Origin of the sequence: Sphingobium sp. WCS2017Hpa-17, from assembly GCF_031843765.1 — a bacterium.
Lineage (GTDB): Bacteria > Pseudomonadota > Alphaproteobacteria > Sphingomonadales > Sphingomonadaceae > Sphingobium.
This window is the reverse complement of the sequence record NZ_JAVTIV010000015.1, coordinates 89,633-100,633: the sequence shown is the minus strand read 5'-3', so window position 1 is coordinate 100,633 and position 11,001 is coordinate 89,633. Positions and strand designations below refer to the sequence as shown.

The following is an 11,001-nucleotide window of genomic DNA, read 5'->3' as shown; positions in this document are numbered from 1 at the left end:
TTCCGCCGCCTCGTAAAGGATTATGAACGTTATGCCCAGACGCTCGCTGGACTGCACGTCGTCGCGTTCGCGTGCATCATGATGAAGCAAGCTGTGGCAATCGCGGCGGGTTCATAACAGCCTCTAGTGCAATGTCCAGAAGTCGGCTTCGGGTTGGACTTTTCAAAGAGCGACCTATTTGAACAGAAACATGAGAAGCTGCTTAATAAATTGCAGACGTCCTCGATGTTTCTGGATGCCACCGTGGACATGAAAGTGACTGGCTATTTTGAAACGGTTCAACAACGCAGAATGTTGTTTGTCACCCGCATCCATCGCTGAACTTATTAAGGCCGCTTTTCTGGCTGCGCCTACCAAGAGCAGTCAGTCCTCTAACTACTCCCCCTCCCCCCGATACACCGGCAACCCCAGCCCGCGCCAGATCGCCACGGCCCGCAGCCCGAACCCCAGCAGCGCCGCGATCACCCCCGCGACCGGCACGTCCAGCCCGACCCAGCGCAGCGCCACGAACAGCCCCGACGCGAACGCCGCCGCCGTCACATAAAGCTCCGGCCGCAACAGGATGGACGGCTCGCCCGCCAGCAGATCGCGCATGATGCCGCCGACGCAGCCGGTGACGACCCCCATCATTCCCGCGACGAAGGGCGGCACGCCGAAACTCATGGCCTTGGCCGCGCCGAACACGGCAAAGGCGGCCAGCCCGATCGCGTCGAGCCAGTCCAGCGCCCGGTCGCTCCACCAGCGTCGCGGGGTGAACCACACGACCAAAGCCGCGCCCATGCAGGCGATCGCCGGCACCGCATCCACCACCCAGAAGACCGGCGCCCCGATCAACAGGTCGCGCACTGTTCCGCCACCAACCCCCGTCACCAGCGCGAAAAAAGAAAATGTCACTAGCGTCTGCCGCAACCGTGCCGCCGCCAGCGCCCCGGACGCAGCGAACACGAACGTGCCCACGATGCTCAATGTCTCGAGCACCGGGCCGATGGATGTAACGAGCAGGGGAGTGGGAGGAAGCATCCCCCGATCTAGCGCCCCATATCCATTCGTGTCGAGCGTAGTCGAGACATGACTAGCATTGCGCTGGCCGCTTCTCGACTACGCTCGAAGCGAACGGAAAAGAGTCCCCAAAAAAAACCGTTCGGGCTGAGCGAAGTCGAAGCCCTCCACTGAGCGCAGCGAATTGGCTTCACTCCGCTCAGCCACGCCCTTCGACTTCGCTCAGGACGAACGGAGGTTGGGCACTCCCCCTATTTCCGCCCCTTCTCCCCCGCCAGCCGGCTCATCAATATCGCGGCGCGCTTGGCCTGCCGCTTCATGGTGGACAGGTCCGCCTTTTCCGCCGGGCTATGGTCGCCGCTGGACGCCAGCCCCAGCCCCACCAGTCCGTCCGTATCGGCCGCCACGAAGCTGATGTCCCCCGCCCCGCGCTTCAGCGGATCGAGCGCCGCCATTTCCGGCAGGCCAAGGTCGCGGTTGATGCCGTTCAGCTTGCCGAGCAGCGCCTTGTTCCCCTGGGTCGGAGCCATGGACGGATAGCCTTGATCGAAGGCGATCTTCGCCGATGTGCCGTTCAGATGCTCGCGGTCTACGATCGCCTGCATCTTGCCCCGCACCCGCTGCGTCTGTTCTTCGCTCAGAGTGCGGAAATCGCCCTTCGCCACCGCGATCGGCGGGATGATGTTGGTCTTGCCCGTCACCGCGATGCGCACGCCGTCCTTGTCGATGTCCGCGCTCTGCCCGCCGCCGATCAGCCCGGCATTGAAGGTCAGGTTCGGCTCCGGCAATTCCTTGCGGAAAGCGACCAATATCCGCGCCAGTTCATAGACCGCCCCGTCCCCCGCCTCGGCAGAGAAAATGCCCGAACTATGGCCCGACTTCGCCGTCGTGGTCAGCGTCCAGTTGTTGGAGGAGCGGCGGGCGATCGACCCCATATCCTTGCCACCCTCCTGGCTCAGCCCCTCGAAATCGAGCGCCACATCGGCCCGCTTGCCAGCCTGAACCAGATCGGCCCGCGCAATCTCCACCGGATCGCCCGAATCCTCCTCGTCCCCGGTCAGCACTACTTCGATATTCGCGCTCTTCAGCGTCCCCGCCGCCTGCATGGCCTTGAGCGCGAGGATCATCGTCACCACGCCACCCTTGTCGTCAGCGACACCCGGACCGCGTGCCCAATCACCACCAGAGGCGTCACCTTCGCGGACGAATTTCTGGAATGGCGAATCCGGCTCGAACACGGTGTCCAGATGCCCGATCAGCAGCATCTTCGTGCTGCCCGCCTTGCCCTTGTGCACCGCGATCAGGTGACCGGCACGCTTGGCAGCCTCCATCGGCTTCCACGTCACGGCAAAGCCCAGCGCCTCGAACTCCGGCCGCAGCATGTCGGCCACCGCCTTCACCCCCGCCAGATTCATCGACCCGCTATTCTGGTTCACCAGCTTTTCGAGCAGCGCGACCGACGGCTCATAGCCCGCCTCCACGGTCGCACCGATCTTCTGCTCCGCCGGGCTGAGCGCCGCATGCGCCATTGGCGCGCCGCCCAGCAGCAGCGCGCTTGCAATCAGACTCCGCGCGATCACTTGGCCAGTTCCGCCTCGATCGCCGCGACCAGCGCCGCATCATCCGGCGCGGTCGTCGGCGCAAAGCGCGCCGCCACGCTGCCATCCTTGGCGATCAGGAACTTCTCGAAATTCCACAGCACTTCCGGCTCAGGATTGGGCGTAATGCCATAGCCGGTCAGCTTCTCGCGGAACGCCGCGCCATCGCCCTGCGCATCGGGCTGCGCGCTGGTCAGCGCGGCATAGAGCGGATGCTTGTCCGGCCCTGTAACGACGATCTTTTCGAACATCGGGAATTCCACGCCGAAATTGGTGGTGCAGAAGGTCGCGATCTCGTCATTGCTGCCCGGTTCCTGCGCACCGAAATCATTGGCGGGGAAGCCGGCGACCACCAGCCCCTTGTCCTTATAGTCGGCATAGAGCTTTTCCAGCCCCTCATATTGCGGGGTCAGGCCGCATTTGGACGCGACATTGACCGCCAGCACCACCTTGCCCGCATAGTCGGCCAGGCTGGCATCCGCCCCCTTGATGGTCTTGAGCGGAATTTGCTGGATATCGGTCATAGGGCGTCTCCTTGGGAATCAGGTTGGGCCGGACCTTGGCATCAAATCGCCGCGCCGAACAGATGCCCCGCACCCGCCGTCACCGCCATAGCCAGCACACCCCAGAACAGCGTCCGCACGATCGACCGCCACGGCTTCGCCCCGCCCAGCTTCGCACCGGCATAGCCCAGCAACGCAAGGCAGAGCAGGCACATGCCCACAATCGCCGCTATGGCGCCACCTGCCGGCGCCATCGCCGCAGCCACCACCGGCGGCGCAGCCCCCGCAGCGAAACTCGCGGCCGATGCCAGCGCCGCCTGCACCGGCCGCGCCGTAACAGAATCGGAAATGCCCAGTTCGTCCCGCGCATGGGCGCCCAGCGCATCAGCCGCCATCAACTGCTGCGCCACCTGCCCCGCCAGATCCGGCGTCAGCCCGCGATCGACATAGATGTCGCGCAACTCCACCCATTCGGCATGGGGCTGGGTTCGCAGCGCTTTCTCTTCCTTGGCCAGATCCGCCCGCTCCGTATCCGACTGCGCACTGACCGACACATATTCGCCCGCGGCCATCGACATGGCGCCCGCGACTAAAGCCGCCACGCCCGTCAACAAAATGGCCTGCGAAGACGCTCCCGACGCCGCAATGCCGGTCATCAGGCTGGCGGTCGACACGATCCCGTCATTGGCCCCCAGCACCGCCGCACGCAGCCAGCCGACACGGGTGACATAGTGGACGGCATGATGGGGGATTGGCGTAGCTTGCGTATCCATGGTGGCTCCCAGTTTCCCAACATCCGTTCGTCCTGTTTGATCGAGCCACTTGTCTCGATCAAATGTCGAAGGGCGCAATCAGGTCAAGCCATGCGCGCGTGCTTCGACAGGCTCAGCACGAACGGGGAGGGGTCAGTTCGCCAACCCCTCGGCCTTTTCCGCCAGTTCCAGCCAGCGCTCCTCGGCCGCATCCTTCTCCGCCCGCGCCTTCTCGATCGCCCCGGTCAGCGCCGCGAATGTCTTCGGATCGCGCGTATAGAGCGCCGGATCGGCCAAAGCCTCCTCATCCCGCACAATCGCCGCCTCCAACTCCTCGATCCGCTTGGGCAGCAAGTCCAGATCGCGCTGATCCTTATAGGTCAGCTTGGCCGACACCGGCTTGGGCGGCGGCGGCGGCGCGGCTTCCTTCTTCTCGATCTTCGCGGCCTTGCGCGGATCGCGCTTGGCGATCCAGTCGGCATAGCCGCCTACGATCACGTCCACGACCCCGGTGCCATCCAGCCCCAAAGTCACCGTGACCGTACGATCCAGAAAGTCGCGGTCATGGCTGACGATCAGCACAGTCCCGTCATAATCCGCGATCACTTCCTGCAACAGGTCCAGCGTCTCCAGATCCAGGTCGTTGGTCGGCTCGTCCAGCACCAGCAGGTTGGATTCGCGGGCAAACTCCCGCGCGAACAAAAGCCGCGACCGCTCGCCGCCCGACAATGTCGCGACCTTCGCCTCGGCAAGACTCGGATCGAACAGAAAGTCCTTGAGGTACCCATGCACATGCTTGCGGACGCCGCGCACGTCGATCCAGTCGCCGCCTTCGGCCAGCACGTCGCGGACCGTCTTATCGCCCTGCATCAGGCTGCGCTGCTGGTCGATGAAGATCATGTCCAGCGTCTTGGCCAGCGTCACGCTGCCGCTATCGGGCGCCAGTTCGCCGGTCAGCAGCTTGAGCAGCGTGGACTTGCCCGCGCCATTGCCGCCGACGATGCCGATCCGGTCGCCGCGCTGCACCCGGATCGACAGGTCGTCGATGATCGTGCGCCTATTTTCCTCGGCACCGAATGTCTTGGTGACATGCTCGACCTTGATGACGCTCTTGGTCTTGCTGTCGTCGCTCGCCACCGCGATCTTGGCGGTCCCCTGCGGCCCCTGCATCGCCGCGCGCGTCTCGCGCATTTCCCACAGCTTGGCGAGCCGCCCCTGATTGCGCTTGCGCCGCGCGGTGACGCCGCGTTCCAGCCAGTGCGCCTCGATCTTCAGCTTGGCGTCCAGCTTCTCCGCCGCCCGCGCCTCTTCGGCATAGACCGCTTCCATCCACTGTTCGAACCCGCCAAAGCCGATCTCGTTGCGGCGCATCTGCCCCCGGTCCAGCCACAAAGTCTGGCGCGTCAACCGCGTCAGAAAGGCGCGGTCATGGCTGATGACGATGAAGGCGCCATTATAGCGCGCCATCCAGTTTTCGATCCAGTCGATCGCCGCGATATCCAGATGGTTGGTCGGCTCGTCCAGCAACAGCAGGTCCGGTTCGCTCGCCAGCGCGCGGGCGATGGCGGCCCGGCGCCGCTCGCCGCCGCTCGCCGTCTTCGCTTCCCGGCTGAGGTCGATGCCCAGCTGATCGGCGATCGCCTCCACCTCATGCGCGGGTGGCGCGAACTCGCCTGCCAGCGCAAAATCATGCAGCGTCTCGAACGGCGTGACGTCCGGATCCTGCTCCAGCGTAATGACCCGCGCACCCGGCTGCACCGACCGTACGCCCTCATCCGCCTCGATCTGCCCGCCCAGCAATTTCAGCAGAGTCGTCTTGCCCACGCCATTGCGCCCGATCAGCGCCAGCCGATCGCGCGCACCGACGGCGATATTGAGGCCGCGAAACAGCCAGTGAGAGCCTTGCGAAAGGCCAAGATTTTCGAACGAGAGAATAGGAGCTGCCATGAAGGTGCAGCTAAGCGCTGTCACTCTTCAGGGCAAGACCGGAACCGGAAAGCTTTCAGACGGCTTTCAACGCAGGACAGCGTCCATTCATCGCACCCCGGCCAAATATGGGGGCAAGGACTTACAGAGGAGAAACGTCCATGAAATCCGCTCTCGCCCTGATGGCGCTCGGCGCCGCCGCCCTTCCGATCGCGGCTGTTGCCCAGACCAGCGTCACCATCGCCGAGACGGCGCCGGTCGTGACATTGAACGTCACCGAAAGCGTCGAAGCCGCGCCCGATGTCGCGACCGTCGGCACTGGCGTCCAGACCCGCGCCCAGACCGCGCAGGCCGCCATGCAGGACAATGCCGCCAAGACCGAAAAGCTGATCGCCGCCCTAGCCAAGGTCGGCATCGCGAAAAAGGACATCCAGACCAGCGGCATCAACCTGTCCGCCCAATATGATTACAGCAATCAGAACGGCCAGCCCGAAGGGCCGCGCTTCATCGGCTATGAAGCCTCCAACCAGCTGACCGTGAAGCTGCGCGACATCAAGAAGGTCGGCGCCTCGCTCGACGCCTTCGTCGCGGCCGGCGCCACCAATATCAACGGCCCCAGCTTCTCGATCGACGATCCTTCGCCGATGATCCAGCAGGCCCGCGGTACCGCACTCAAGAGCGCCAAGGCGCAGGCGGACTTTTATGCGCAGGCGGCCGGCTATCGCACCGCTCGCCTCGTCTCGATCGCCGAAAGCAACAGCGGCGGCCAGCCGCCCATGCCGATGGCCATGACCGCGCGGTTCAAGGCCGACGCCGCGCCCGTCACCCCGGTCGAACCCGGTCAGGTCAGCGCGTCCGTCACCCTGACGGTGCAATACGCACTGGAAAAGTAACTCTGCCCTTCTCCGTCATCCCAGCGGAAGCTGGGATCTCTCTTCTTTCTGCGTCGAGACAAAGTAGAAGTGAGATCCCAGCATTCGCTGGGATGACGGATTGATTAGCCAATTTCCCGCCATTCACCACCTGTTCAATGCCATTCACCTATGCCATGCCCATGAATATGAAGTGGAACAGCCTCCCCCGCTCTCTGGGCGTTGCGATCACGGCAGCCCTTGCTCTGGCGGTGGCCATCCCCGCCGCCGACGCCGGCAATCGCCGCGACGAGCAGGATGCCGCGCGCCGTGCCATGCTGGACGGGCAGGTCATGCCCTTCTCCCTCATCAAGCGCCGCGTCGATGCGGCGGTCGATGGCGCTTCCTATGTCGGCAGCGAATTCAACCCGTCCTCCAATCGCTATCGCCTCAAATATGTGAAGGACGGCAAGGTCGTATGGGTTGATGCCGACGGCCGGACCGGCGATATCATCGGCATGGCGCGCTGACCCGCGCGCTCTTTAAGATTCACGCATAACAGAAACGGACAAAAGCCCCATGCGCCTGCTGATTGTCGAGGATGAACCGAATCTGGGCCAGCAGCTCAGGAACACGCTGGAAGGCGCCGGCTATGCCGTGGACCTCGCCACCGATGGCGAAGACGGCCATTTCCTCGGCGCGACCGAAAGCTATGACGCGGTCGTGCTCGACCTCGGCCTCCCCACCATCGACGGCCTGACCGTGCTGGATCGCTGGCGCAAGGAAGGCCGCAGCTTCCCCGTCCTCGTCCTCACCGCGCGCGACAGCTGGTCGGACAAGGTCGCCGGCCTCGACGCGGGCGCCGACGATTATCTCGCCAAGCCGTTCCAGAGCGAGGAACTCATCGCCCGCCTGCGCGCGCTCATCCGCCGCGCGTCGGGCAATGCGTCGAGCGAACTCACCGCCGGCGACGTCCGCCTCGACACCCGATCGGGCAAGGTGACGCTGAACGGCGATCCGGTAAAGCTGACCGCGCAGGAATATAAACTGCTCTCCTATCTGCTCCATCACAAGGGCAAGGTGGTCAGCCGCACCGAACTGATCGAACATATTTACGATCAGGATTTCGACCGCGATTCCAACACGATCGAAGTCTTCGTCACCCGCATCCGCAAGAAACTCGGCGCCGACGTCATCACCACTATCCGTGGCCTCGGCTACAGCCTGGACGAGCCGGGGCGCTGATCGGCACGACTGCCCCTCAACCCGTTCGGTTCGAGCTTGTCGAGAACGGACCCTGACGCTGTCGTTCTCGACAGGCTCGAACCGAACGGTGAATAGTGACTGACGCAGTAAGCCCTCCCCCCGTCCGCTCTACCGGCTCCATCAGCCGGCGGATGATCGGCATTGCCGCGCTGTGGATCAGCGTGCTGCTGATCGGCGGCGGCGTGGCGCTGGACCGGGTGCTGGCCGACGCGATCACCCGCAATTTCGACGACGGCATGAACTATGTGCTGACCGCGATGATCGCGGCGTCGGAAATCGGCCCGGACGGCGAAGTCCTGTTCAACCGCGAACTCGCCGACCAGCGCTTCCTCGAACCCAGCAGCGGCCTCTATTATCAGATCAGCGCGAAGGGGCATGAAGACTGGCGCTCCCGCTCGCTGTGGGACCGCGCGCTCAAGGTGCCGGCCCAGCATAATGACCGCCACCTCCACACCTATAACAGCAAGCAGTTTCCCGGTGAGGATCTGCGCATCATGGAACGCACCGTCGTCCTGCCCGGCTCCAACACCCGCTGGCTGTTCATGGTGGCGCAGGCGCGCGAAGGGCTGGACGGCCAGATCCGCACGCTGCGCACCACCCTGTTCAACAGCTTCGCGCTGCTGGCGGTTGGCCTGTTCATGCTGGCGACGCTCCAGACCATCTACGGCCTGCGTCCGCTGCGCAAGGTGCGGCTGGAAATCATCAAGATGCGTGACGGCCAGAAAAGCCGCGTCACCGAACCCATGCCCGCCGAAGTCCTCCCCATGGTCGAGGAACTGAACGCCCTGCTCGCCCATAATGAGCGGCAGGCGGAGGAAGCGCGCACCCATGCCGGCAACCTCGCCCATGCGCTCAAGACCCCGCTGACCGTCATCATGAACGCCGCCACCGCGCAGGCGCCCGACCTTGGCGACGCCGTGATCCGCGAAGCGACGACGATGCGGCGACAGGTCGACCATCATCTCGCGCGCGCCCGCGCCGTCGGCCGTCGCGGCGCCGCGCAGAGCCGTGCAGAAGTCTGGGCCAGCCTCACCGCCGTCGAGCGCGCCGTGCAACGTCTCTATCCCGAAGCCCGCGTCGACATGGACGGCGACAAGGACGCCGCCGTGCGCGTCGAGCGGCAGGATCTGGACGAAATGCTCGGCAATCTCATCGAAAACGCCGCCAAATATGGCGGCGGCAGCGTCTTCGCCACCGTGGTAGCCCGTACCGGCGGCATGGTGGAAATTCAGGTCGAGGATGACGGCATGGGCATACCGGAAGCCGACCGCGTCCGCATCTTCGATCGCGGCGTCCGTCTGGACAGCGGCAAACCCGGCACCGGCCTCGGCCTCGCCATCGTCCGCGACGTCGCCGAAATCTACGGCGGATCGGTGGCGCTGGAAGAAAGCGAGGATCTGGGCGGATTGCTGGTAAGGCTGAGATTGCCGGCGGCGTAAGACAACGGCTCGCGACCAAAGACACCCCTCCTTCTCCCTCGGAGGGAGAAGGATACGAAGCCTTACCGCGCAGCGGTTAGGCGAAGTTGGATGAGGGGGACTGGCGCAAGTCCAACCCGTTCTCGCAAGGTGCCCCCTGAAAAGAGAGGGATAAGAGAATGGCAGTTCACGACCAGAAATTGCTGTTCCGCTTTACCTTGTTCTTGTCCGAAACCGGCCACTGAGCCAGATGTGAACAACGTTGCGTCTGGGGATCAATATCATATGCCATTTGAACCTTTTGGCTATCGTTTTGAAATCAACTCGCCGATGTCACCAAGTGAAGTAAAAATCGCCATTAAGTCGCGTAAGAAGGGGTGGCTCGACGCCAAGAATGGTGCGCGCGGTTGGGTTGTCGGACCGTTGATATGCCTCTGGTTTAGTGCGTTTGACCAAAACGGCCCGATGTTGTTCGGAGTGATTTCCAAGGATGCTGCAGGGACGCGAGTGCGTGGCAGAGCGGGGTCCGACCTCAACGGTGTGGCCATGTTTTCGCTCCTTATCCCGTTTATGATTTTCTTAATATACAAACTAATTTTGGAAGGGGCTGCGTCATTTCCTCAGCTACTGGTGATCGCGGTGTTTTTCCTCCTTGGAGGGCCGCTTATCTATTGGTTGGCGCACAAAGATCGACGAGAGGCTGAACCTCTCACCCGATTTCTTCGTGACACTCTAACTGTCTCTGGAAAAACGCTTCGAAGGAAATCAGCCGCAGCCGCCATCTCCAGCGAGTTGGTCATGTTTATCGGGGGGGAAAGATTTTCAGGCATAGTCACGCCCAATGCGATCCATGATGCGTTAATCGCGGTTGGAACCGGCAGTTTTGTGATCTTGGAGGCAGGTCCAGAAACTTACATACAAACTGCCTCTCGCGACGGTGCCTATATCGTGGAGAAGCGAGATGGAGGAAGTTTTGAGCACTTCCGAGCGTTACGCCGCAAAGATAATTTGCGGCTCGCTGAACGCCAAAAAGATCTGTTTGATTTCGAGGAAGTGCGAGAAGTGTTCATGGCTTACGCTTCTGAAGCTCCCGTGCCCCCCATTATAACTTGGGAGAAAATTCACCTCGGCGAGTGAATCTTGTGGCTGATATCACTCAACTGCTTTCCGAAGCCGCCAACCTGCTCTCCACCCACCCCCATCATCCCTCCCCACAACCACCTTGCCATCCCACCCCGCACCTGCGAAGCAATAGCAGCACCAACCTCACCCCACAGGACACCCCATGCGGCGGCACCTCTATCTCATCGCAGGGTTCCTCTCGATCGGCCTCGGCACGATCGGCGCGTTCCTGCCGCTGCTGCCCACCGTCCCCTTCATGATCCTCGCCGCCTTCTGCTTCGCCCGCTCCAGCCCGCGCCTTGAAGCCAAACTACTGGATCACAAGCATTTCGGCCCGCATATCCGCCGCTGGCGCGAACATGGCGCGATCAGCCGCCGGGGCAAGAAGGCCGCCCTCGCCGCCTTCGCCTTCAGCGTCATATTGGCGCTGATCTTCTCGCCCTGGCCCTGGTATCTCGTCCCCGTCGCCGCCGCGCTGATCGGCGGCCGCTGGATATGGACCCGCCCGGAACGCTGACCACCGCGCCGCCATGGACATCCGCCATCGCCGCAGCCAGACTATGCCC

11 protein-coding genes and 1 pseudogene are annotated in these 11,001 nt (G+C 63.2%); 7 read left to right on the top strand and 5 right to left on the bottom strand.

What is annotated here, in order from left to right; all coding sequences use genetic code 11:
* A pseudogene (locus RQH62_RS18190) lies at positions 1-117 on the top strand (IS5/IS1182 family transposase); the annotation flags it as partial.
* A gap of 258 nt (positions 118-375) precedes the next feature.
* On the opposite strand, the gene RQH62_RS18185 reads toward RQH62_RS18190, so the two are convergent.
* The 5 genes from RQH62_RS18185 to RQH62_RS18165 all read right to left on the bottom strand — a co-directional run bounded on the left by RQH62_RS18185 (position 376) and on the right by RQH62_RS18165 (position 5,799).
* Positions 376-1,020: a trimeric intracellular cation channel family protein gene (locus RQH62_RS18185; protein ID WP_311270131.1), complete on the bottom strand. Its 645-nt coding sequence runs from the start codon at positions 1,018-1,020 to the stop codon at positions 376-378.
* 230 nt (positions 1,021-1,250) lie between these two features.
* Positions 1,251-2,528 carry a M20/M25/M40 family metallo-hydrolase gene (locus RQH62_RS18180; protein WP_311270139.1) on the bottom strand — a complete coding sequence of 426 codons (1,278 nt, stop codon included), beginning with the start codon at positions 2,526-2,528 and terminating at the stop codon, positions 1,251-1,253.
* Between the two features lie 47 nt (positions 2,529-2,575).
* Positions 2,576-3,121, bottom strand: coding sequence for a glutathione peroxidase (locus RQH62_RS18175; RefSeq protein ID WP_311270130.1), 546 nt, complete (start codon positions 3,119-3,121; stop codon positions 2,576-2,578).
* A gap of 41 nt (positions 3,122-3,162) precedes the next feature.
* Positions 3,163-3,873, bottom strand: a complete 711-nt coding sequence (locus RQH62_RS18170) for a VIT family protein (protein ID WP_311270129.1) — start codon at positions 3,871-3,873, stop codon at positions 3,163-3,165.
* A gap of 132 nt (positions 3,874-4,005) precedes the next feature.
* Entirely contained in the window at positions 4,006-5,799 is a 1,794-nt protein-coding gene (locus RQH62_RS18165; protein ID WP_311270128.1) for an ABC-F family ATP-binding cassette domain-containing protein, read from the bottom strand.
* 140 nt (positions 5,800-5,939) lie between these two features.
* On the opposite strand from RQH62_RS18165, the gene RQH62_RS18160 reads away from it, so the two are divergent.
* From RQH62_RS18160 to RQH62_RS18135, 6 genes are all read left to right on the top strand, one after another.
* A complete protein-coding gene (locus RQH62_RS18160; RefSeq protein ID WP_311270127.1) occupies positions 5,940-6,671 on the top strand; it encodes an SIMPL domain-containing protein in 732 nt (243 codons plus the stop codon).
* Between the two features lie 137 nt (positions 6,672-6,808).
* Positions 6,809-7,159 carry a hypothetical protein gene (locus RQH62_RS18155; protein ID WP_311270126.1) on the top strand — a complete coding sequence of 117 codons (351 nt, stop codon included), beginning with the start codon at positions 6,809-6,811 and terminating at the stop codon, positions 7,157-7,159.
* A 49-nt stretch (positions 7,160-7,208) separates the two neighbouring features.
* Entirely contained in the window at positions 7,209-7,874 is a 666-nt protein-coding gene (locus tag RQH62_RS18150; protein WP_311270125.1) for a response regulator transcription factor, read from the top strand.
* A gap of 152 nt (positions 7,875-8,026) precedes the next feature.
* The gene (locus RQH62_RS18145; RefSeq protein ID WP_311270138.1) at positions 8,027-9,334 is read left to right on the top strand and encodes a HAMP domain-containing sensor histidine kinase; all 1,308 of its coding nucleotides are present in this window, start codon (positions 8,027-8,029) and stop codon (positions 9,332-9,334) included.
* Between the two features lie 231 nt (positions 9,335-9,565).
* Complete coding sequence (locus RQH62_RS18140) at positions 9,566-10,450, top strand: hypothetical protein (RefSeq protein ID WP_311270124.1); 885 nt, start codon at positions 9,566-9,568, stop codon at positions 10,448-10,450.
* 148 nt (positions 10,451-10,598) lie between these two features.
* A complete protein-coding gene (locus RQH62_RS18135; RefSeq protein WP_311270123.1) occupies positions 10,599-10,952 on the top strand; it encodes a YbaN family protein in 354 nt (117 codons plus the stop codon).
* Positions 10,953-11,001: the final 49 nt, after the last annotated feature.

Bases quoted from the DNA above. Each gene is read 5' to 3' on its own strand.
- RQH62_RS18185 (WP_311270131.1), bottom strand. From the start codon at position 1,020: ATGCTTCCTCCCACTCCCCTGCTCGTTACATCCATCGGCCCGGTGCTC.
- RQH62_RS18180 (WP_311270139.1), bottom strand. From the start codon at position 2,528: ATGGCGCATGCGGCGCTCAGCCCGGCGGAGCAGAAGATCGGTGCGACC.
- RQH62_RS18175 (WP_311270130.1), bottom strand. From the start codon at position 3,121: ATGACCGATATCCAGCAAATTCCGCTCAAGACCATCAAGGGGGCGGAT.
- RQH62_RS18170 (WP_311270129.1), bottom strand. From the start codon at position 3,873: ATGGATACGCAAGCTACGCCAATCCCCCATCATGCCGTCCACTATGTC.
- RQH62_RS18165 (WP_311270128.1), bottom strand. From the start codon at position 5,799: ATGGCAGCTCCTATTCTCTCGTTCGAAAATCTTGGCCTTTCGCAAGGC.
- RQH62_RS18160 (WP_311270127.1), top strand. From the start codon at position 5,940: ATGAAATCCGCTCTCGCCCTGATGGCGCTCGGCGCCGCCGCCCTTCCG.
- RQH62_RS18155 (WP_311270126.1), top strand. From the start codon at position 6,809: ATGCCATTCACCTATGCCATGCCCATGAATATGAAGTGGAACAGCCTC.
- RQH62_RS18150 (WP_311270125.1), top strand. From the start codon at position 7,209: ATGCGCCTGCTGATTGTCGAGGATGAACCGAATCTGGGCCAGCAGCTC.
- RQH62_RS18145 (WP_311270138.1), top strand. From the start codon at position 8,027: ATGATCGGCATTGCCGCGCTGTGGATCAGCGTGCTGCTGATCGGCGGC.
- RQH62_RS18135 (WP_311270123.1), top strand. From the start codon at position 10,599: ATGCGGCGGCACCTCTATCTCATCGCAGGGTTCCTCTCGATCGGCCTC.